This window comes from Pseudomonas sp. RC10-4-2, assembly GCF_050433085.1.
Lineage (GTDB): Bacteria > Pseudomonadota > Gammaproteobacteria > Pseudomonadales > Pseudomonadaceae > Pseudomonas > Pseudomonas aeruginosa.
The window spans coordinates 830974-851409 of record NZ_JBNPXX010000001.1 but is presented as its reverse complement, the minus strand read 5'-3'; the positions used below and the strand labels follow the sequence as shown (position 1 = coordinate 851409).

Below are 20436 nucleotides of genomic sequence, written 5' to 3'. Positions count from 1 at the left end.
AGCCCTGATCGATAAAATGCATCACAGCAGAATTGGCCCGGGGTATGACGCTGTCAAGCGCGCAGCCTTGCCGATACGGCAAAATCATGGCAACCCTATCTGTTATGCCAGCACCGTTCAGGACGCAGCCTTCAGCCATCGCGCATCCCCCTCCCTATGACAACGTTCGACCACCTGGGCCGCTTTACCGCAAGCGATACTGTGCGGTTGTGACAATTCCATGAAACGCCGACAGGCCGCCGCCATGGCCGGGTCCTCGAGCAAGCGCCACAGCGCCCCGCGCAACTCCTGCTCGCGCAACGGCACGCCCAGGCGCATCCCGCAGCCGAGCCGGACCAGCCGTTCGGCATTGTCGAACTGGTCGTGGGCGCAGGGCAGCAGCACCTGCGGCACCCCCGCCGCCAAGGCCAGGCTCATGGCGCCGATACCGCCCGGATGGACCAGCCCGGCGCACGATGGCAGCAAGGCTCCCAGTGGCGCGTAGGCGCGCTGCAGCACGTGGTTCGGCAAGCCGCGCAGCGGTTCCTGGCCGGCGCCGGTGAGGAAGATCCCACGCGCGCCGAGGCGTTCCAGCGCGCGCAGGGCCATGGCGTAGAAGTCGCCCTGCAGGTGTTCGGTCGAGCCCTGGGTGAACACCAGCGGCCGGTTGCCCTGATCGAGAAAGCGTTGCAGTTCGTCGTCGAGCGGGGTTCCCGGGATACTGCCGTCGAACAGCGGGAAGCCGGTCATGTGCAGGGGTTGCGGCCAATCCTGCTGGGGTGGCGCGAACCAGGCCGGGAACAGGCAGACCACGCCCTGCGGCGAATGCATCCATTGGGTGAAGATGCGCTTCACCGGCGTTTCCAGGCCGACCTTGCGGCGCACCGCGTTGATCTCCGGCGCGCAGGTGCGATCCAGCTTGAAGCGCTCGATGCAGCGCCAGAGCAGCTTGCGCATCGCCAGCGGCATCTGCTCGGGCACGTTGAACTTGGGGTGTACCGGCGGCAGGTGCGCCGACAGCAAGGTCGATGGCGAGACCTGCGTGGACAGGTAGGGAATCCCGTACTTCTCGTGAGCGATGCGTGCGCCCAGCGCCCAGAGCGAGCCGACCACCACGATGTCGTCATGGCGCTGCGCCGAGACGTACTCGTAGACCGGCTCGATCATCCCGGCGATGGCTTGCCAGAGCACGCCGAAGGACGTCTTGGGGTCCCACAGGCGCGGATCGCCCATGGTCCGGCGGTAGGTCAGTTCGTCGCTCAGCGGGACGAACGCGATGCCGTGCTGCTCCACCGCGTCGCGAAACACCGGGATGGTGCAGAGGCTCACGCGGTGCCCGCGCAATTTCAGGGTCCGGGCCAAGCCGATGAAGGGAAATACGTCGCCGGCCGAGCCGATGGCGATGAGGATGGCGTGCATGGGGCTACTCCGTGCGTTATGCAACCGCAAAGCCCGGCCAGGCCGGGTCTTCGCAGGTCAAGGGTTCAGGCGTAGCCGATGGCCATCTCGTGGAATCCCGCCGCGCGTTCCGCCCGCTGCGGCTCCGGTTGCTTCAGCAGGTGCTCGAGCAGGGCGCGGTGCACGCGTACCGCGGCCAGCTTGGACTCCAGGTCGAGGAAATGCCCGGTGCCCTCCACCCGCGAGAAACTGCAGTGCGGCAGGTAGTCGCGGAACTGGCGGGCGTCCTCGGCGGTGGTGTATTCGTCCCAGCTGCCGTTGATGAAATGCACGTGGCTCTGGATCCGCTCCAGGCAAGCCAGGTAGCCCCGATCGTTGAGCGCCAGCACCTGGTCGATGTGAAAGCGCGCCTGCTCGTATTCGCCGGTGGCCAGCGAAGCCATGTGCTGATGGTTGCTGGCTTTCAGGCGCGGCGGCAGGTATTTGCCGACGGTCTCGTTGAGCAGATGGCCGATCGCCGACTTGTCGTCCAGCTCGATCAGCGCCTGCGCCCGCCCGACGTAGTCGAGCATCGCCTGGTTCAGTCCAGGGGCGAATGCCATCACCACCGAGCTGCGGATGCCGCGCGGATTGCGCGACAGCGCCAGCAGCGTGGAGATACCGCCCCAGGACGCGGAGACCAGGTGATTGACCTCGAAGCGCTCGATCAGCGCCAGGAGGATTTCCACCTCGTCGTCCTTGGTGATCAACCCGCGCTGCGGGTTGTGCTGACGCGACTGCCCGGCGAAGGGCAGGTCGAACAGCACCACGTTGAAATGTTCGGCCAGGCACTTGCAGGTCCGGGCGAACGAGGCGGTGGTCGCCATCGCGCCGTTGACCAGCATCACCGTGCTGCGCCCGGGATCCTGCCCAACGCGCTCGACATGTACCCGCAGGTCCTTGCAAACCGATACCAACAGACTTTCGCGCCGCATTTCACACCTCCCAAAAATTTTCGAACAGGCAAACAGCTATCGCTGCCACGGGTATCCCGGCATTACGTAGAGTTCGTTCTTATTGTTCGAACGGCAGACAAGTAACTCAGCGGCCATCCGCGCGGACCAGCCACGGCGGATGCGTACCCCTTCAGGCGAGGGGCTTGTGTGGGTCTTGCAGATCGGCCTGCGCAAACGATTGGCGTCCGTGTTCACGCGTAGCCGATGAACACTTTTTAGCCAATTCGAAAGCTAACGGTAACTGCCAGATTTCACAGGACGGGCGGCCGCCTGCGCATAAGCCCCTGCCCGCCCGCGATAAGGCGTGCCAGAGCGGCCGGCGGGGAACAGCGAGGGGTTGGCGGAAAAGGCATGAAAAAACCGGGCGCCAGGCCCGGTTTCCGGTGTCGAAACGCTCTGGCGTCAGGCTTTTGGCAGGGTCACGCCGCGCTGGCCCTGGTATTTGCCGCCACGGTCCTTATAGGACACTTCGCAGGCCTCGTCGGATTGCAGGAAGAGCATCTGCGCCACGCCTTCATTGGCGTAGATCTTCGCCGGCAGGTTGGTGGTATTGGAGAACTCGAGGGTCACATGGCCTTCCCACTCCGGCTCCAGCGGGGTGACGTTGACGATGATGCCGCAACGCGCGTAGGTGCTCTTGCCCAGGCAGATGGTCAGGACGTCGCGCGGGATGCGGAAGTACTCGACGGTGCGCGCCAGGGCGAAGGAGTTCGGCGGGATGATGCAGACGTCGCTGTTGATGTCGACGAAGCTTTTCTCGTCGAAGTTCTTCGGATCGACCACCGCCGAATGGATGTTGGTGAACACCTTGAACTCGGCGGCGCAGCGCACGTCGTAGCCGTAGCTGGACACCCCGTAGGAAATCACCCGGCTGTCGTCCGCGCCGCGCACCTGGCGCTCGACGAACGGCTCGATCATGCCGTGCTCCTGAGCCATGCGGCGAATCCACTTGTCCGATTTGATGGTCATGGAGGGTGTCCTGTCGAAAGCTGCGAAAAATGATCGCGAATCTTACCGGGGCCGCCGCCCCAGGGCAAAGGCAGCCGTCGCCGACGGCTGCCCGATCGCCTCAGTCGTCGCTGATGCTGATGTTCGGCAGGCCGACGCTGGCCCGCTCGCTGAGAACGATGCGCGCGCCGACATGGCGGGCGATTTCCTGGTAGAGCATCGCCAGTTGGCTTTCCGGATCGGCGATCACCGTCGGCCGGCCGCTGTCGGCCTGGGTGCGGATGGCGATCGACAGCGGCATGGACGCCAGCAGCTCGACGCCGAACTGCGCCGCCAGCTTCTCGCCGCCGCCCTCGCCGAACAGGTGCTCGGCATGGCCGCAGTTGGAGCAGATATGCACCGCCATGTTCTCCACCACGCCGAGCACCGGGATGTTCACCTTGCGGAACATCTCCACGCCCTTCTTCGCGTCGAGCAGCGCCAGGTCCTGCGGGGTGGTGACGATCACCGCGCCGGCCACCGGCACCTTCTGCGCCAGGGTCAGCTGGATGTCGCCGGTGCCCGGCGGCATGTCCACCACCAGGTAGTCGAGGTTGTCCCAGGCGGTCTGGGTGATCAGTTGGATCAGGGCACCGGAGACCATCGGCCCGCGCCAGACCACCGGCGTGCTGTCGTCGGTGAGGAAGGCCATCGACATCACCTGCACCCCGTGCGCCTCCAGGGGCTCGAACCACTTCTGCTCACGGACCTTCGGCCGGGTGCCTTCCGGCAGGCCGAACATGATGCCCTGGCTGGGTCCGTAGATGTCCGCGTCGAGGATGCCCACCCGCGCACCCTCGCGGGCCAAGGCCAGGGCCAGGTTGGCGGCGGTGGTGGACTTGCCGACGCCGCCCTTGCCGGAAGCCACCGCGACGATGTTCTTCACGTTGCCCATCACCTCGACCTGCGGCTGTGCCTTGTGCGGCTGGATCACGCAGTCGACCCGGACCTCGGCGCGAGCGACGCCGTCGAGCGCCTCCAGGGCCATTTGCAGGGTTTGCGCCAGGCCGTTCCTGAACAGCCCGGCGGCGTACCCCAGTTCCAGGCGCACCCGCACGCGGTCGCCCTGGATCTCCACCTCGCGCAGGCAGCCGGCGCTGACGGGGTCCTGGTTCAGATAGGGGTCCTGGTACTGGCGGAGGGTGGCTTCCACCGTTTGGCGAGTGATAGCGGACATGGGGGATTTCCTGAGGGTTAAGCGGGGAATCGATGCCGGTCATCCTACCCGAGTGGCGCGCGGATGAAAAAAAACCGCCGCTTCTTTATAGTGACCGATCCGTTTAGCTCTCAGCCGATAAGCCGAACCCATGTCCGAACCACGCAAGATCCTCGTTACCAGCGCCCTCCCCTACGCCAACGGTTCCATTCACCTGGGACACATGCTGGAGTACATCCAGACGGACATGTGGGTGCGCTTCCAGAAGATGCGTGGCAACCAGGCCGTCTACGTCTGCGCCGACGACGCCCACGGTTCGGCGATCATGCTCCGCGCCGAGCGCGAGGGCATCACCTCCGAGCAACTGATCGACGCCGTGCGCGCCGAGCACATGGGCGACTTCGCCGACTTCCTGGTGGACTTCGACAACTACCACTCGACCCACTCGGAAGAGAACCGCGAGCTGTCCAGCGCGATCTACCTGAAACTGCGCGACGCCGGGCACATCGACACCCGCCCGGTGACCCAGTACTTCGACCCGGAAAAGCAGATGTTCCTCGCCGACCGCTTCATCAAGGGCACCTGCCCGAAGTGCGGCACCGCCGACCAGTACGGCGACAACTGCGAGGCCTGCGGCGCGACCTACGCCCCGACCGAACTGAAGGACCCGAAATCGGCGATCTCCGGCGCCACCCCGGTGCTCAAGGAATCGCTGCACTACTTCTTCAAACTGCCGGACTTCGAGGCCATGCTCAAGCAATGGACCCGCAGCGGCGCCCTTCAGGAGTCGGTGGCCAACAAGCTCGCCGAATGGCTGGACAGCGGCCTCCAGCAGTGGGACATCTCGCGTGACGCGCCGTACTTCGGCTTCGAGATTCCCGACGCTCCCGGCAAGTACTTCTACGTCTGGCTGGACGCGCCGATCGGCTACATGGCCAGCTTCAAGAACCTCTGCGCGCGGCGTCCCGAGCTGGACTTCGACGCGTTCTGGGGCAAGGACTCCAGTGCCGAGCTGTACCACTTCATCGGCAAGGACATCGTCAACTTCCACGCGCTGTTCTGGCCGGCCATGCTCGAAGGCGCCGGCTACCGCAAGCCCACCGCGCTGAACGTGCACGGCTACCTGACCGTGAACGGCCAGAAGATGTCCAAGTCGCGCGGCACCTTCGTCAAGGCGCGCACCTACCTCGACCACCTGGACCCGGAATACCTGCGCTACTACTACGCGTCCAAGCTCGGCCGCGGCGTCGAGGACCTCGACCTGAACCTCGAGGACTTCGTGCAGAAGGTCAACTCCGACCTGGTCGGCAAGGTCGTCAACATCGCCAGCCGCTGCGCCGGCTTCATCCACAAGGGCAACGCCGGCGTGCTGGTCGGCGCCGATCCGGCGCCGGAGCTGCTCGCCGCCTTCCGCGAGGCCGCCCCGGGCATCGCCGAGGCCTATGAGGCCCGCGACTTCAATCGCGCCATGCGCGAGATCATGGCCCTCGCCGACCGCGCCAACGCCTGGATCGCCGAACAGGCGCCCTGGGCGCTGGCCAAGCAGGAAGGCCAGCAGGACAAGGTCCAGGCCGTCTGCGGCCTGGGCATCAACCTGTTCCGCCAGTTGGTGATCTTCCTCAAGCCGGTGCTGCCGAAGCTGGCCGCCGCCGCCGAAGCCTTCCTCAACGTCGCCCCGCTGACCTGGGCCGACCACCAGACCCTGCTGGCCAACCACCAGTTGAACCCGTTCCAGCCCCTGATGACCCGTATCGAGCCCGCGAAAGTAGAAGCCATGATCGAAGCCTCCAAGGAAGACCTCGCCGCCGCATCCCAACCCGCCGGCAATGGCGAGCTGGTCAAGGAACCCATCGCCGCGGAGATCGACTTCGACGCTTTCGCCGCGGTCGACCTGCGCATCGCCCTGATCGAGAAGTGCGAATTCGTCGAAGGCGCCGACAAGCTGCTGCGCCTGTCGCTGGACATCGGCGACGCGAAGCGTAACGTGTTCTCCGGGATCAAGAGCGCATATCCCGACCCGAGTGCCCTGGAAGGCCGCCTGACGCTCTATGTGGCCAACCTGGCGCCGCGCAAGATGAAGTTCGGGGTGTCCGAGGGCATGGTCCTGGCCGCCGGCCCGGGTGGCGAGGAGATCTACCTGCTGAGTCCGGACAGCGGCGCCAAGCCGGGCCAGCGCGTCAAGTAACGCAGACCACGAAGCCACGGAGGGCTCGATAGAATGAACGCATGGAAGCTTGCCGCCGGCGTCCTGCTGGCGGCGCTCTACGGATGCTCCGCCGAACACGCCGAAAGCGTCTCCGGCAATGCCGGTTTCCAGGGCGAGACGGGCAAACCCGGCACCGCCCTCGCCTACGAACACCGCGTCGGCATCCGCCTTCCCGCCGCGCGTATCGACGCGCAACTCGCCGCCAGCCGCGACGCCTGCAACAGCGAGCGCTTCGGCCAGTGCGACGTGCTCGCCATCGAACAACGCGGCGGTATCGGCCATTACGCCGAACTCACCGTGCGCATCGTCCCGGACGGCGTGGAGAAGCTGGTCGCGGCCGCTGCCGAGGGCGGCACGCTGGAAAGCCGGCAGACCCGCGCCGAGGACCTGGCCCAGGCGGTCGCCGACACCCGCCAGCAACGCGAGCGCCTGCAACGCGAGTACCAGACCCTGCAGCAATACCAGGGGCGCAAGGACATGAGCGTCGGCGACCTGCTGGCCCTGGCCAAGGAAATCGCCGCGGTGGAAGCCCAACTGGCCGACAACGCCCAGGCCGGCGCCCAGCAGCAGCGGCGCATCGCTACCAACCTGCTGACCCTGAGCTTCAGCAGCGAGGCGCAGCCGGACAGCCGCCTCGGCCAGCTCGCCACGGCCGCCGGGCAACTGCTCGACGACCTTGTCGATGGCACCATCGCCGCAATGAAGTTCTTCGCCTACAGCCTGCCGTTCCTCGTCGTGCTGCTGCCGCTGGGCCTGTTGCTGCGCGGCCTGTGGCGCTGGCTGCGGCGGCCCGGCAAGAACGAGGCGCGCTGAGCCCAGGCATACGGGCGGACCGGGAGGGTCCGCTCTTTCGCCCAGGACCGCCTGACGGGCCTGGCAACTCACAAGGAGGAAGACCGATGACCGCCACCAGCGACCTGATCGAGTCACTGATTTCCTATAGCTGGGACGACTGGCAGGTGACCCGCCAGGAAGCCCGCCGGGTGATCGCCGCGATCCGCAACGACAACGTGCCCGATGCGACCATCGCCGCACTCGACAAGAGCGGCTCGCTGATCAAGCTGTTCCAGCGGGTGGGCCCGCCGGAACTGGCGCGCTCGCTGATCGCCAGCATCGCCGGGCGCACCACCATGCAGCGCTACCAGGCACGCAATGCCTTGATCCGCAGCCTGATCAACAATCCCCTGGGCACCCAGACCGACAACTGGATCTACTTCCCCACCATCACCTTCTTCGACATCTGCGCCGACCTCGCCGACGCCGCTGGCCGCCTGGGCTTCGCCGCGGCCGGCGCCACCGGGGTGGCCAGCCAGGCGATCCAGGGTCCGTTCAGCGGGGTCGGCGCCACCGGCGTCAATCCGACCGACCTGCCGTCCATTGCCTTCGGCGACCAGCTCAAGCTGCTCAACAAGGACCCGGCGACCGTCACCAAGTACAGCAACCCGCTCGGCGACCTGGGCGCCTACCTGAGCCAGCTTTCGCCGCAAGACAAGCTGAACCAGGCACAGACGCTGGTCGGCCAGCCGATCAGCACGCTGTTCCCCGACGCCTATCCGGGCAACCCGCCGTCGCGGGCCAAGGTCATGTCCGCGGCCGCGCGCAAGTACGACCTGACGCCGCAACTGATCGGCGCGATCATCCTCGCCGAGCAGCGTGACCAGACCCGCGACGAAGACGCCAAGGACTATCAGGCGGCAGTCAGCATCAAGAGCGCCAACACCTCCATCGGCCTCGGCCAGGTGGTGGTCTCCACCGCGATCAAGTACGAGCTGTTCACCGACCTGCTCGGCCAGCCGGTGCGCCGCGGCCTGTCGCGCAAGGCGGTCGCCACCCTGCTGGCTTCCGACGAATTCAACATCTTCGCCACCGCCCGTTACATCCGCTACGTCGCCAACCTCGCGTCGCAACAGGACCTGCGCAAGTTGCCGAAGACCCGCGGCGCATTTCCCTCCATCGATCTCCGCGCCTACGCCGGCAATCCGCGCAACTGGCCGCGGGACAATGTCCGCGCGCTGGCCTCGGAATACACCTCGCGGCCCTGGGACGACAACCTGTCGCCGGGCTGGCCGATGTTCGTCGACGATGCCTACGCCACCTTCCTCGACCCTGGAATGAGGTTCCCATGAAGACAGTCGCCCTGATTCTCGCCAGCCTCGCCCTGCTGGCCTGCACCGCGGAGTCCGGGGTGGACTTCGACAAGACCCTGACCCACCCGAACGGCCTGGTGGTGGAGCGCCCCGTCGGCTTCGACGCGCGGCGCAGCGCCGAGGGCTTCCGCTTCGACGAAGGCGGCAAGCTGCGCAACCCACGCCAACTGGAGGTCCAGCGCCAGGACGCGCCGCCCCCGCTCGACCTGGCGAGCAGGCGCCTGGGCGACGGCGAGGCGCGCTACAAGGTAGAGGAAGACGACGGCGGCTCCGCAGGCAGCGAATACCGCCTGTGGGCAGCCAAGCCGGCGGGCGCGCGGTGGATCGTGGTCAGCGCCAGCGAGCAGAGCGAGGATGGCGAACCGACCTTCGCCCTGGCCTGGGCGCTGCTGGAGCGGGCCAGGTTGCAGTGAGCGCGCCCCCGGGAGACGCAACGGCAGTCCGTCTCCCGGTCTTTCGTACGTGTTTGCGCTAGCCTTGCAGGGCAATCCCACCCGATAATAAGGGATTTCCCCCGACGGCCCCGGCCCTGCAACGAATGCTTCGCGTATGACTGAACTCGCCCTGATCCTGGTCAGCGCCATCCTGGTCAACAACTTTGTCCTGGTGCAGTTCCTCGGCCTGTGCCCGTTCATGGGCGTGTCGCGGAAGATCGAGACGGCCATCGGCCTGTCCCTCGCCACCACCTTCGTCCTGACCCTGGCGGCGATGTGCAGCCATATCCTGCAACGCTACGTGCTGCGCCCGCTGGACCTGGAGTACCTGCGCACCATCGGCTTCATCCTGGTGATCGCGGTGGTGGTGCAGTTCACCGAGATGCTGGTGAAGAAGACCAGCCCGCTGCTGTACCGGGTGCTCGGCATCTTCCTGCCGCTGATCACCACCAATTGCATCGTCCTCGGCGTCGCCCTGCTCAACGCCAACAAGGCTGAATACGGCTTCCTCCAGGCCACTACCCAGGGCTTCGGCGCCGGGCTGGGCTTTTCCCTGGTGCTGGTGCTGTTCGCCGCCCTGCGCGAGCGCATCGCCATCGCCGACGTGCCGGCGCCGTTCCGCGGCGCGGCCATCGGCATGATCACCGCCGGCCTGATGTCGCTGGCGTTCATGGGCTTCAGCGGGTTGGTCCGGCCATGAACGGCGTGTTCCTGGCGATCGGCGCGCTGCTGCCGATCTGCCTGGCCGGCGGTGCGCTGCTCGGCTATGCGGCGGTGCGCTTCCGCGTCCAGGGCGATCCGGTCGCCGAGCAGGTCAACGCCCTGTTGCCGCAGACCCAGTGCGGCCAGTGTGGCTACCCCGGCTGCAAGCCCTACGCCGAGGCGATCGCCGCCGGCGACAAGATCAACAAGTGCCCGCCGGGCGGCGAAGCGACCATCCGCGCCCTCGCCGACCTGCTCGACCTGGAGCCCGAGCCGCTCGACGCCGCCGAGGAAACCCCGCCGCGGGTAGCCTACATCCGCGAGGCCGAATGCATCGGCTGCACCAAGTGCATCCAGGCCTGCCCGGTGGACGCCATCGTCGGCGCCGCACGGTTGATGCACACGGTGATCGCCGACGAATGCACCGGTTGCGACCTGTGCCTGGAGCCCTGTCCGGTGGACTGCATCGAGATGCGCGAGATACCGGACGACGTGCGCCACTGGAAGTGGCCCCAGCCGTCGCCGCGACTGATCGCCAGCGACCGGGAGCGAGCGGCATGAGCGGCATGAGCGCCCTGCACGCCTTCCCCGGCGGCCTCTGCCTGCCGGCCAACAAGGAGCGCTCCACCGCCCTGCCGATCCAGCAGGCGCCGCTGGCGCAGCGCTACATCGTGCCGCTCGGCCAGCACATCGGCGCGCCGGCGCGACCTTGCGTGGAAGTCGGCCAGGCCGTACTCAAGGGCCAGACCATCGCCCTCCCGGACGGCACCGTCAGCGCCGCGCTGCATGCCCCGACCTCGGGTACCGTGGTGGCGATCGGAGCACACCCCTATCCGCATGCCTCCGGTCTTCCCGCGCCGGCCATCGTCATCGCCAGCGACGGCCTGGAGCGCTGGACCGAGCTGCATCCCTGCCCGGACTTCCGCGCCGAAAGTCCGCTGGCGTTGCTCGAACGCATCCGCGCGGCCGGCATCGGCGGTCTCGGCGGCGCCGGCTTCCCCACCGCGGCCAAGCTCGCCGCGCGCCCGGCGGAAAAGATCCATACGCTGGTGGTGAACGGCGCCGAATGCGAGCCCTACATCAGCGCCGACGACCTGCTCATGCGCGAGCGCGCCACGCAGGTGCTGGGCGGCATCGATATCCTGGTGCAGATCCTGTGCCCCGAAGAGGTGCTGGTCGGCATCGAGGACGACAAACCGGAAGCCATCGCCGCCCTCGGCGCCGCCCTCGGTGAACGGCCCTATCGCATCGTCGCCCTGCCGACCCGCTATCCCTCGGGCGGCGAGCGCCAGCTGATCCAGTTGCTCACCGGCAGGGAAGTCCCGGCGGACGGCCTGCCGGCGGACATCGGCATCCTGTGCCAGAACGTCGGCACCCTGGCCGCCGTGCACGATGCCGTCGTCCTCGGTCGGCCGCTGATCTCGCGGATCACTACCCTCGCCGGCGGCGCCCTGGAGCGGCCGATGAACGTCGAGGCGCTGATCGGTACGCCGGTACACGAGTTGCTGGCGTTCGCCGGCCTCGCCGAGGGACGCCTGGAACGCGTGCTGATGGGCGGGCCGATGATGGGCTTCGCCCTGCCCGATCTCTCGGTGCCGCTGATCAAGACCTGCAACTGCCTGCTCGCCGGCGATGCCACGGAGCTGCCGGAACCAGTGCCGGCCATGCCCTGTATCCGCTGCGGCGACTGCGCCCAGGTCTGCCCCGTCAGCCTGCTGCCACAACAACTGCATTTCTTCGCCCTGGGCGACGAGCACGAGCAATTGCTCGCCCACAACCTGTTCGATTGCATCGAATGCGGCGCCTGCGCCTACGTCTGCCCGTCGAGCATTCCCCTGGTGCAGTACTACCGCGCGTCCAAGGCGGAGATCCGCGAGCAGCGGCAGAAGCTGCTGAAGGCCGAACAATCCCGTGAGCGTTTCGAGCAACGCCAGGCTCGCCTGCGCCGCGACGAGGAGCGCCGGGCCGCAGAACGCGCCCAACGCGCGGAGAAGGCCGCGCTGGCGCGCGCCGCCCAGGCCGAGCGCGAGGAAGCCGCCCCCGCCACGGCGGTCGACCCGGTGCAGGCGGCGATCGAGCGGGCCAGGGCGCGCAAGCAGGCCGGTAGCGGCAGCGAACGGCTGAAACGGCTGAAGATCGAAGCGAGCATGGCGCGGGTGGCCCTGAAGAAGGCCGAGAAACAGTTGCTCAGCCACGACACCCCGGAACAGCATGGCCTGGTCGCGGAACTGCGCGCCGCCGCCGAGGCCGCCGACAAGGCCCTGGCCGATGCCGAAGCCAGCCTGCCGCGCGACCTACCCAGCGCACCGCCTGCCGCGCTCGACGACGAAGCCGAACTGAAGAAGGCCAAGGCCCAGGCCGCCATGGCCCGCGCCCAGCTCAAGCGCTCGGAAAAGGCCTTCGGCGAAGCGCCCGGCGCCGAGCAGCGGGCGACCCTCGACGAACTGCGCGCCGAGGTCGAGCGTTGCGAAGCCACCCTGGCCCGCCTCGAGCGTCACGCGCCGAAGCCCGCGGCGCCCGGCGACGACGGCCAGGCGGCGCTGAAGCGGGCGAAGATCGCCCTGGTCGGCAAGCGCGCGGCCTTGAAGAAGGCCGAGCAGGCCGGGGTGATGGACAGCGAGCTGGAACGCCTGCGCGGCGAGCTGCAAGCCGCCGAGCGCGACCTGCATGCCGCCGAGGACGCCTGCGGCAAGCCGGCGCCGGAGCTGGTGCGGATCGACAAGCGCCCGGTCGACCCGCGCACCCGCGAGCTGAAGACCGAGCTGGCCTACGCCCGCGCCGCCCTGAAGAAGCTCGAACGCCTGGCGAACGCCGACGCCGCCGCACTCGCCGCCGCCCGCGCGCGCCTGAGCGCCGCCGAGCGCGCCCTGACCGAACACGGCACGGAGTGACCATGGCCCTGCCCCGCCCCACCTCGCCCCACGCCCGCGGCTCCAACCGTACCCCGGCGATCATGCGCCTGGTGCTCGGCGCCTGCGTCCCCGGCCTGCTGACGCTGACCTGGCTGTACGGCCCGGGCACCCTGCTCAACCTGGCCTGGGCCAGCCTCGTCGCGCTGGCCTGCGAAGCCGCCATGCTGGCCCTGCGCAAACGTCCGCCGGGGGTGTTCCTCAAGGACGGCAGCGCGCTGGTCACCGCCCTGTTGCTGGCAGTCGCCCTGCCGCCCTACGCCCCCTGGTGGCTGACCCTGGTGGCGACCTTCTTCGCCCTGGTATTCGGCAAGCACCTGTACGGCGGCCTCGGACAGAACCCGTTCAACCCGGCGATGCTCGGCTACGTCGTGGCGCTGGTCTCGTTTCCCCTGGAAATGACCCGCTGGCCCTCGCCGGACAGCGCCCTCGGCCTGCCCGACAGCCTCCGCGAATTCCTCGGCCTCGCTACCCGGCCGGACGCCTGGGCCCACGCCACCGCCCTCGACGTGCTGAAGACCGACCGCAGCCTGACCGTCGATGAGCTGTTCGCCGGCAACCCGGCCTTCGGCCACCTCGGTAGCGCCGGCAGCGAGTGGGTCAACCTGGCGTTCCTCCTCGGCGGCCTGTTCCTGCTCTGGCGCCGGCTGTTCACCTGGCACGCGCCGCTGGGCATGCTCGCCGGCCTGTTCGCCATGAGCCTGCTGTTCTGGAATGGTTCCGGCTCCGATTCCCATGGCTCGCCACTGTTCCATCTGTTCAGCGGGGCGACCATGCTCGGCGCCTTCTTCATCGTCACCGACCCGGTGTCCGGCGCCACCAGCAATCGCGGGCGGCTGGTCTTCGGCCTCGGCGTCGGCGTCCTCACCTACGTCATCCGCGCCTGGGGCGGCTATCCCGATGGCGTGGCGTTCGCCGTGCTGCTGATGAACCTGGCGGCGCCGACCATCGACTACTACACCCGGCCGCGCACCTACGGCCATCGCAAGGCCGAGCGCGGCTTCAAGGCAGGCGACTGATGGACGCCGCGACTCGCCGCTCGATGCTGCGCAACGCCCTCCTGCTCGGGCTCTTCGCTCTGGTCGGGGTGGGCCTGGTGGCCCTGGTGCAGCAATTCACAGAGGCGCGCATCGCCGAAGCCCAGCGCGAGGCGCGCGGCCGCGCCCTGCTGGAACTGCTGCCGCCGGGCAGCTACGACAACCATCCGCTGGACAGCCAGGTGCCAACCTTCGCGCCGAAGCTGCTCGGCCTGGATGCGCCGCGTCCGGCCTATGTCGCCCGCCTGCACGGCCAGGCCAGCGCAGTCATCCTCCAGGCCAGCGCGCCGGATGGCTACAGCGGCGCCATCCAGCTACTGGTCGGGGTCACCGCCCAGGGCCGGCTGCTCGGCGTGCGGGTCGTCGCGCACAAGGAAACCCCCGGCCTCGGCGACCGCATCGAACTGGCCAAGAGTCCCTGGGTGCACGGTTTCGACGGCAAGAGCCTGGGCGATCCGGCGGACGCCGGCTGGGCGGTGAAGAAGGACGGCGGTACGTTCGACCAGTTCGCCGGCGCCACCGTCACCCCGCGCGCCGTGGTCCGCGCCGTGCACAAGGCGCTGCGCTACTTCGACGCCAACCGCGAACGCCTGCTCGCCCCCGAAGAGGCTGCCGGACATGAGTGAACAAGATTTCCGCGAGATCGCCCGCAACGGCCTGTGGCGCAACAACCCGGGCCTGGTCCAGTTGCTCGGCCTGTGCCCGCTGCTGGGCACCAGCAACTCGACGGTCAACGCCCTCGGCCTGGGCCTGGCCACCATGCTCGTGCTGGCCTGCTCCAATGCCGCGGTATCGTTGGTGCGCGGCGCGGTGAGCGAGGCGATCCGGCTACCGGCGTTCGTCATGATCATCGCCGTGCTGACCACCTGCATCGAACTGCTGATGCAGGCCTGGACCTACGAGCTGTACCAGGTCCTCGGCATCTTCATCCCGCTGATCACCACCAACTGCCTGATCCTCGGTCGCGCCGAGGCCTTCGCGGCGAAGAACGGCGTGCTGCGCGCCAGCTTCGACGGACTGCTGATGGGCCTCGGCTTCGCCCTGGTCCTGCTGGTCCTCGGCGGCCTGCGCGAGCTGCTCGGCCAGGGTACCCTGCTGGCCGACATGCACTTGCTGTTCGGCCCGGCGGCGGCGGACTGGAAGATCCAGCCGTTCCCGCAGTACCAGGGCTTCCTGCTGGCGATCCTGCCGCCGGGCGCGTTCATCATGCTCGGCCTGCTGATCGCCCTGAAGAACCGTATCGATGAAAGCCTGGCGGAACGCGCCAAGGTGCAGGCGGGCGACGTACCCGCCACCCAGCGCCAGCGCGTCCGCGTCACCGGAGTGATTGAATGAATGCCGCCAAGCGCGCGGAGATCTTCCGCCGACTGCACGAAGACAACCCCGAGCCAAGGACCGAACTGGCCTACACCACCCCCTTCGAACTGCTCATCGCGGTGATCCTCTCCGCCCAGGCCACCGACGTCGGGGTGAACAAGGCCACCGCCCGCCTCTATCCGGTGGCCAACACCCCCGAGGCGATCCACGCCCTCGGCGTCGAGGGGCTGTCGGAGTACATCAAGACCATCGGCCTCTACAACAGCAAGGCGAAGAACGTCATCGAAACCTGCCGCATCCTCATCGAAAAGCACGGCGGCCAGGTCCCCGACAACCGCGAGGACCTCGAAGCCCTGCCCGGGGTTGGCCGCAAGACCGCCAACGTGGTGCTCAATACCGCCTTCCGGCAACTGGCCATGGCGGTGGACACGCATATCTTCCGCGTCGCCAACCGCACCGGCATAGCACCGGGAAAGAACGTTCTGGAAGTGGAGAAGAAACTGCTGAAGTTCGTGCCGCGCGAGTACCTGCTCGATGCCCACCACTGGCTGATCCTGCATGGCCGCTACGTCTGCAAGGCGCGCAAGCCGCAATGCGGAAGCTGCCGGATCGAGGACCTGTGCGAATACAAGCACAAGACTTCAGACGATTGATCAACTATTCGAAATCCTATCTTTACGATTGAAAAAATCTTTTTTACCAGCCACGGCTTTGTCGCTATAAGGTGCGCCATTACCACCCCATAAGTTGGAGTGAATGTCATGGCAAAAGCCAAAGAAGAACTCGAGATCGACGACGAAGCCGGCGTTGAAGAGGATGACGGCGAGGAAACCAGCGTCGAGGTGGCCAAGACCAACCTGACCAAGCGTCGCATCATCGACAACCTGCTGGAAGAACGCCGCCTGCAGCGCCAGTTGTCGGACTACGACTTCGACCTGTGAGAGCGCCGCCCACACCGCAAGCAAGCCCCGCAATTGGCGGGGCTTCGTTTTTCCGGGGGCCATGAAAAGCCCGCCGAAGCGGGCCTGAACACCGGTGCGATCGAGCCGAGACCGCCATGCCCAGCCGGCACGCGCCGGGCGGCGGCCACGGCAACCGCTATCCGACGGTCGCCGTCCCGGCCGTCCCGGATAACGCCGTCAGGGTCGCAGTTCGAACAGCGCCGGCAGCGGCGGCCACTCCGAAGGCACCTTGCGGAAGCGACTGAAGCCGGCGGCCTCGGCCATCTGCCGCGCGCGGTCCTCGCCCATGAAGGCGCCGAGGCCCTCGCCGCCGTGGGACAGCGAACAGGTCATGCAATACAGCGTGCTCTGCGGGTACATCACGCGACCGAACAGGTTCATGTTCTCGTGCAGTTCCTGCGACAGGTTGAGTTCCACCATCAGGTAGGTCCCATCGTCGGCGGTCGACTCGCGCAGGTCCTTCATCATCTGCTGCGGGTCGGTCGCGTCGTGGATGACCACGAAGGTCGTGACGAAGTCGAACTTCTTGCCCGCCAGCGCATCGGAATCGCTGACCTCGAAGCGCACCCGGTCGCCGACCCCCGCGGCCTCGGCGTTCGCCCGCGCGCGTTCGATGGACGGCGCGTGGAAGTCACAGCCATAGACCTGGGCTTCGGGGAACGCCTTGGCCATCATGATCGCGGCCAGCCCGCTGCCGCAGCCGAAATCGAGCACGCTGCCACCCGCCTGGAGCTTTTCCTTGACGCCATCCAGCGAAGGAATCCAGTGCTGCACGAGGAAGTGCTTGTACCAGGGCATGGTCATGCGCTCCATGCCTTCCCAGGTTTCCAGCGGGAAGGATTCCTCGGGGCAACCGCCGCCGCAGCGGAAGGCCTCGATGATCTTCGGCGCCATGCTCACGAAGGGCACGCTCAACTGGATGATCCCGCCGGCGAAATAAGGCGAGTCCTCGTCGGCGAGCACCGGGACGAACTCGGCCGGCAACCGATAGCTCCTGCTCTGCGGATCGTAGGCCAGGTAGTTGCCGGTGACCATGCTGCCCAGCCATTCGCGCAGGTAGCGGGTGGTGTAGCCGGTCTGCTGCGCCAGCTCTTCCAGGGTCACCCATTGGCCATGGGCGAGCGCCTTGAACAGCCCCAGGCGGTCGCCGATGTAGAGCATCGCGCCGCGCAGGGTATTGCCGTAGTCCTCCATGATCCGTGCTGAAAACTGCTTGACCTTCGCGGTTTCGATCTCGTTAGCCTTTGTCATTCTTGTTCTCCGTTGATATGCAGTACCGCCGCCTCTGGCGGCGGGTGATTCAGTGGTGGCTGGCGACCTTGTCCAGCACCTTGTCGACGATGGTCCCGGCCATGCCGAGATGGGTCCGCGGCTCGAACAGCCTGGCCAGGGTTTCCTTCGGCATGACGGCGCCCACCCGCGGATCCGACTCGAGCGCCTGGCGCATCGGAATCCGCTTGCGCTGGCAGGCCTGGGTGATCTCGAAGATGATTTCGTAAGCGCTGCTCTTGCCCAGTTGCTTGGCCATCTCGAAGACGAACGCCTCGGTACAGATCGCATCGCTGTATGCATTCGCCGTCCGCGCCATGGTCTCGTCGTGGACCGTGAGCCCGTCGATGGTGTCGGTCAGCAGCGACAGCGCCATCAGCGCATAGTGGGAAACGTCCGCCACCGCACACCATTCCAGGCGCGTGCCGCGGTAGTCCCGCTCGTGCTCGAGGATCATGGCGTCCAACGCGAGCAGGACCTGGGCCTTGGCCAGCCGGGCCAGCACCACGACCTGCTCGCAGCCTTCCGGATTGCGCTTGTGGGGCATGGTGCTGCTACCGATCTGCTGCTGCGTCCAGCCCACCTCCAGCTCGCCGATCTCCCAGCGGTTCAGGGTGCGGATCTCGTCGGCGATCCGCGCCAGGGACGCGGTGACCATGGCCAGGGTGCTGACGAACTCGGTAACCCGGTCGCGGGACACGTGCCAACCCGCCAGCGGCACGTCCAGCGACAGCCGCCGCGCGAAGCTTTCGAGCAGGAGCATGGCCTCGTCGCCGAAGGCGGCCATCGTGCCCACGCCGCCGAACAGTTGCACCACCAGGATCCGCTTGCGCGCCTCGCCCAGGCGTTCGCGGTGACGCAGCAACTCGTCGATCCAGCCGGCCACCTTCAGCCCGAAGGTGGTCGGCAACGCCGGGATCGAGTGGGTCCTGGCAACCATCAGCGCATTGCGGGTCCCGCTCGCCAGCACCGAGAGCCGGTCCAGGAGGATGTCCAGCGCCCGCTCCGTTTCATCCAGCACATCGCGCATTTCCAGGGACTGCGCGGTGTCCTGGATATCCTGCGTGGTCGCGCCGAAATGCACGTACTCGCGCGCGCTGGGGCTGCAGTTCCTTTGCAGCGCGCCCAGCAGGGGCATCAGCGAATGCCCGGTGCTGGCCACACCCTCGGCGATCTGCTGCAGGTCGACGGCCGAAAGCCTGGCGGCCTTCGCGATCTCCAGCGCCGCCTCGGGCGGAATGACGCCGACATCGGCCTGCGCCAGCGCCAGCGCCGCCTCCACGTCGAGCCAGCGTTGCAGGCGGCAGTGGCTACAGAAGATCCGGCGGCTCACCGGGCCGGCGTAGCCGCCGCCATGGGTTTTAGAGTCAACGATGTGACTGTGTTCGTGCTTGCAGGACGACTCGGCCGGTGCGCCGCCGAAGCTCTGCGGATGCGCGGTGCACGAGGAACGGGCAAGCATTTCCAGCGATTCAGCATCCATCACCTATCCTCCATCACGTACTGGGACTGACCGGGATTTCCTTGGGAAGAGGCGGCGCCTTCGGGCCTGTCGCCCGACGCGCCGGTTCGTGGTTTGCCGGCGACCAGGTCGACCATCTCGGCGGCGAGGCCGACGTAGCCGACGGGGTCGAGCAGTTCTTCGAGCGCCTCGGCGCTGAAACAGCCGCGCAACCTTGGCTGCCCGAGCAGCGCCTCGCGGAACGGAACGCCCTGCCGCTGGGAGGCCTGGGTTATCTCATGGAGCAGTTCGTGGGCGGTCTGCTTGCCGAACTGCCCCGCCAGCGCGAGCATGACCCGCTCCGACAGGATCAGCCCACCCAGCAGGTCGAGGTTGGCGCGCATGCGTTCCTCGCGCACCTCGAGCCCCTCGGCCAGCACCGACTCCATGCGGGTCAGCAAGGCGCCGGCGTAGACGAACAGCTCCGGCAACGCCGCCCACTCGATGCGCCAGGCGGTGCCGTCGCGCTCGTGCAACTGGAACGCGGCATCGGTGAGCGCCACCATCTGTGCCCGCACCAGCCGCGACAGCGCGCTGACCAGGTCGACCGACGACGGGTTCCGCTTGTGCGGCATGGTGCTGCTGCCCACCTGTCCCGGCCGGCTGCCCTCGCGTACCTCATCGATTTCGCTGCGCTGCAAGTGGTAGATCTCGTTCGCCACCCGGCCCAGCGTCACCGACACCTGGACCAGCAACCCGGCAACCTCCAGCACCCGGTCCCGGGCGCTGTGCCAACTGGTCGACGGCGCGCCGAGACCAAGCCTGGCCAGGGTTCGCCGCTGTAGCTCGAAGCCCTGGGCGCCGAACGACGCCAGGGTTCCCACGGCACCGGTCAGGTTGCCGACCAGGACGCGTTCGCGCGCCTCGTCGAAGCGCGCCAGGTGACGGTCGATTTCATCCACCCAGACGGCGACCTTGTAGCCGAAGGTCGTGGGCAGCGCCTGCTGCCCGTGGGTGCGTGCAACCATCGGCGTGTGCTGGTGGCGCAGGGCGAGCGCCAGCAGATGGCCACGGATCGAGTGCAGGAGCCCGAGCGTATGGCCCCAGGCTTCCTTGACCTGCAGCATCAGCCCGGTGTCTAGGATGTCCTGGGTGGTCACGCCATAGTGCACGTACTCCCCCCAGCTACCCTCGCACGACCTCGCCAGGGCGCGGATGGTAGGCACCAGCAGGTGCCCTGTCTCCAGGCTTTCGCGGCCCAGTTGGGTGAGGTCGAAGCGCTCCACCTGGGCGGCGCGGTCGATCTCCCGCGCCGCCTCGTGGGGGATGATGCCCATCTCGGCCTGGGTCGCCGCCAAGGCTCGCTCGACATCCAGCCACCTCCGCACCTGGTTGGTATCGGAAAAGATCGCGGCGAATGCCGGGGACGAGTAGGCGCCCCCGTGTATACGGGATTCCGTAATGTGACTTGGCATTTTCGAGTGCTCGCTTTGTCCC

At 67.4% G+C, this 20436-nt stretch carries 19 protein-coding genes; 12 read left to right on the top strand and 7 right to left on the bottom strand.

Features of this window, described 5'->3' with window-relative positions; translation table 11 throughout:
* Positions 1–117 precede the first annotated feature (117 nt).
* From FHW81_RS03970 to apbC, 4 genes are all read right to left on the bottom strand, one after another.
* Complete coding sequence (locus FHW81_RS03970; RefSeq protein ID WP_003453539.1) at positions 118–1398, bottom strand: glycosyltransferase; 1281 nt, start codon at positions 1396–1398, stop codon at positions 118–120.
* A 65-nt stretch (positions 1399–1463) separates the two neighbouring features.
* The gene (rhlA, locus tag FHW81_RS03965; protein WP_060774190.1) at positions 1464–2351 is read right to left on the bottom strand and encodes a 3-(3-hydroxydecanoyloxy)decanoate synthase; all 888 of its coding nucleotides are present in this window, start codon (positions 2349–2351) and stop codon (positions 1464–1466) included.
* A 423-nt stretch (positions 2352–2774) separates the two neighbouring features.
* Entirely contained in the window at positions 2775–3341 is a 567-nt protein-coding gene (gene dcd / locus FHW81_RS03960; RefSeq protein ID WP_003092017.1) for a dCTP deaminase, read from the bottom strand.
* Positions 3342–3441: 100 nt separating this feature from the next.
* Positions 3442–4536, bottom strand: a complete 1095-nt coding sequence (gene apbC / locus FHW81_RS03955) for an iron-sulfur cluster carrier protein ApbC (protein WP_003092020.1) — start codon at positions 4534–4536, stop codon at positions 3442–3444.
* A gap of 130 nt (positions 4537–4666) precedes the next feature.
* Between apbC and metG the strand changes: the two genes are divergently transcribed.
* The 12 genes from metG to FHW81_RS03895 all read left to right on the top strand — a co-directional run bounded on the left by metG (position 4667) and on the right by FHW81_RS03895 (position 16208).
* Complete coding sequence (metG, locus tag FHW81_RS03950; RefSeq protein ID WP_003159539.1) at positions 4667–6700, top strand: methionine--tRNA ligase; 2034 nt, start codon at positions 4667–4669, stop codon at positions 6698–6700.
* Positions 6701–6733: 33 nt separating this feature from the next.
* Positions 6734–7534: a DUF4349 domain-containing protein gene (locus FHW81_RS03945; RefSeq protein ID WP_003117530.1), complete on the top strand. Its 801-nt coding sequence runs from the start codon at positions 6734–6736 to the stop codon at positions 7532–7534.
* A gap of 86 nt (positions 7535–7620) precedes the next feature.
* The gene (tse3, locus tag FHW81_RS03940; RefSeq protein ID WP_003092026.1) at positions 7621–8847 is read left to right on the top strand and encodes a type VI secretion system effector muramidase Tse3; all 1227 of its coding nucleotides are present in this window, start codon (positions 7621–7623) and stop codon (positions 8845–8847) included.
* The gene (gene tsi3, locus FHW81_RS03935) at positions 8844–9281 is read left to right on the top strand and encodes a T6SS effector muramidase immunity protein Tsi3 (RefSeq protein ID WP_003103778.1); all 438 of its coding nucleotides are present in this window, start codon (positions 8844–8846) and stop codon (positions 9279–9281) included. The genes tse3 and tsi3 overlap by 4 nt, the downstream gene beginning before the upstream one ends.
* A 136-nt stretch (positions 9282–9417) precedes the next feature.
* On the top strand, positions 9418–10002 hold the full coding sequence (gene rsxA / locus FHW81_RS03930; RefSeq protein ID WP_003092041.1) for an electron transport complex subunit RsxA: 585 nt from the start codon (positions 9418–9420) through the stop codon (positions 10000–10002).
* A complete protein-coding gene (gene rsxB, locus FHW81_RS03925; protein ID WP_003103780.1) occupies positions 9999–10565 on the top strand; it encodes an electron transport complex subunit RsxB in 567 nt (188 codons plus the stop codon). The genes rsxA and rsxB overlap by 4 nt, the downstream gene beginning before the upstream one ends.
* Positions 10566–10570: 5 nt before the next feature.
* A complete protein-coding gene (rsxC, locus tag FHW81_RS03920) occupies positions 10571–12895 on the top strand; it encodes an electron transport complex subunit RsxC (protein ID WP_009876886.1) in 2325 nt (774 codons plus the stop codon).
* A gap of 2 nt (positions 12896–12897) precedes the next feature.
* Positions 12898–13932, top strand: coding sequence for an RnfABCDGE type electron transport complex subunit D (locus FHW81_RS03915; RefSeq protein WP_003092045.1), 1035 nt, complete (start codon positions 12898–12900; stop codon positions 13930–13932).
* Positions 13932–14576, top strand: coding sequence for an electron transport complex subunit RsxG (gene rsxG / locus FHW81_RS03910; RefSeq protein WP_003092047.1), 645 nt, complete (start codon positions 13932–13934; stop codon positions 14574–14576). Before FHW81_RS03915 ends, rsxG begins: the two co-directional genes overlap by 1 nt.
* Positions 14569–15285 (top strand): electron transport complex subunit E, encoded by a 717-nt coding sequence (locus FHW81_RS03905; protein WP_023091111.1) that lies wholly within the window; start codon positions 14569–14571, stop codon positions 15283–15285. The genes rsxG and FHW81_RS03905 overlap by 8 nt, the downstream gene beginning before the upstream one ends.
* The gene (gene nth / locus FHW81_RS03900) at positions 15282–15920 is read left to right on the top strand and encodes an endonuclease III (protein ID WP_003092050.1); all 639 of its coding nucleotides are present in this window, start codon (positions 15282–15284) and stop codon (positions 15918–15920) included. Before FHW81_RS03905 ends, nth begins: the two co-directional genes overlap by 4 nt.
* A 108-nt stretch (positions 15921–16028) precedes the next feature.
* Positions 16029–16208 carry a PA3496 family putative envelope integrity protein gene (locus FHW81_RS03895; RefSeq protein ID WP_003092052.1) on the top strand — a complete coding sequence of 60 codons (180 nt, stop codon included), beginning with the start codon at positions 16029–16031 and terminating at the stop codon, positions 16206–16208.
* A gap of 198 nt (positions 16209–16406) precedes the next feature.
* On the opposite strand, the gene FHW81_RS03890 is transcribed toward FHW81_RS03895, so the two are convergent.
* From FHW81_RS03890 to purB, 3 genes are read right to left on the bottom strand one after another with little or no spacing between them, the layout of a single operon-like run.
* Positions 16407–17480: a class I SAM-dependent methyltransferase gene (locus FHW81_RS03890; RefSeq protein WP_003092054.1), complete on the bottom strand. Its 1074-nt coding sequence runs from the start codon at positions 17478–17480 to the stop codon at positions 16407–16409.
* Between the two features lie 49 nt (positions 17481–17529).
* Positions 17530–18981, bottom strand: a complete 1452-nt coding sequence (locus tag FHW81_RS03885) for a class-II fumarase/aspartase family protein (RefSeq protein ID WP_012613756.1) — start codon at positions 18979–18981, stop codon at positions 17530–17532.
* Complete coding sequence (gene purB / locus FHW81_RS03880; protein WP_023091110.1) at positions 18981–20414, bottom strand: adenylosuccinate lyase; 1434 nt, start codon at positions 20412–20414, stop codon at positions 18981–18983. The genes FHW81_RS03885 and purB overlap by 1 nt, the downstream gene beginning before the upstream one ends.
* Positions 20415–20436: the final 22 nt, after the last annotated feature.

Excerpts from the sequence above, each read along its gene's own strand:
- FHW81_RS03970 (WP_003453539.1), bottom strand. The coding sequence starts at position 1,398 with ATGCACGCCATCCTCATCGCCATCGGCTCGGCCGGCGACGTATTTCCC.
- rhlA (WP_060774190.1), bottom strand. The coding sequence starts at position 2,351 with ATGCGGCGCGAAAGTCTGTTGGTATCGGTTTGCAAGGACCTGCGGGTA.
- dcd (WP_003092017.1), bottom strand. The coding sequence starts at position 3,341 with ATGACCATCAAATCGGACAAGTGGATTCGCCGCATGGCTCAGGAGCAC.
- apbC (WP_003092020.1), bottom strand. The coding sequence starts at position 4,536 with ATGTCCGCTATCACTCGCCAAACGGTGGAAGCCACCCTCCGCCAGTAC.
- metG (WP_003159539.1), top strand. The coding sequence starts at position 4,667 with ATGTCCGAACCACGCAAGATCCTCGTTACCAGCGCCCTCCCCTACGCC.
- FHW81_RS03945 (WP_003117530.1), top strand. The coding sequence starts at position 6,734 with ATGAACGCATGGAAGCTTGCCGCCGGCGTCCTGCTGGCGGCGCTCTAC.
- tse3 (WP_003092026.1), top strand. The coding sequence starts at position 7,621 with ATGACCGCCACCAGCGACCTGATCGAGTCACTGATTTCCTATAGCTGG.
- tsi3 (WP_003103778.1), top strand. The coding sequence starts at position 8,844 with ATGAAGACAGTCGCCCTGATTCTCGCCAGCCTCGCCCTGCTGGCCTGC.
- rsxA (WP_003092041.1), top strand. The coding sequence starts at position 9,418 with ATGACTGAACTCGCCCTGATCCTGGTCAGCGCCATCCTGGTCAACAAC.
- rsxB (WP_003103780.1), top strand. The coding sequence starts at position 9,999 with ATGAACGGCGTGTTCCTGGCGATCGGCGCGCTGCTGCCGATCTGCCTG.
- rsxC (WP_009876886.1), top strand. The coding sequence starts at position 10,571 with ATGAGCGCCCTGCACGCCTTCCCCGGCGGCCTCTGCCTGCCGGCCAAC.
- FHW81_RS03915 (WP_003092045.1), top strand. The coding sequence starts at position 12,898 with ATGGCCCTGCCCCGCCCCACCTCGCCCCACGCCCGCGGCTCCAACCGT.
- rsxG (WP_003092047.1), top strand. The coding sequence starts at position 13,932 with ATGGACGCCGCGACTCGCCGCTCGATGCTGCGCAACGCCCTCCTGCTC.
- FHW81_RS03905 (WP_023091111.1), top strand. The coding sequence starts at position 14,569 with ATGAGTGAACAAGATTTCCGCGAGATCGCCCGCAACGGCCTGTGGCGC.
- nth (WP_003092050.1), top strand. The coding sequence starts at position 15,282 with ATGAATGCCGCCAAGCGCGCGGAGATCTTCCGCCGACTGCACGAAGAC.
- FHW81_RS03895 (WP_003092052.1), top strand. The coding sequence starts at position 16,029 with ATGGCAAAAGCCAAAGAAGAACTCGAGATCGACGACGAAGCCGGCGTT.
- FHW81_RS03890 (WP_003092054.1), bottom strand. The coding sequence starts at position 17,480 with ATGACAAAGGCTAACGAGATCGAAACCGCGAAGGTCAAGCAGTTTTCA.
- FHW81_RS03885 (WP_012613756.1), bottom strand. The coding sequence starts at position 18,981 with ATGGATGCTGAATCGCTGGAAATGCTTGCCCGTTCCTCGTGCACCGCG.
- purB (WP_023091110.1), bottom strand. The coding sequence starts at position 20,414 with ATGCCAAGTCACATTACGGAATCCCGTATACACGGGGGCGCCTACTCG.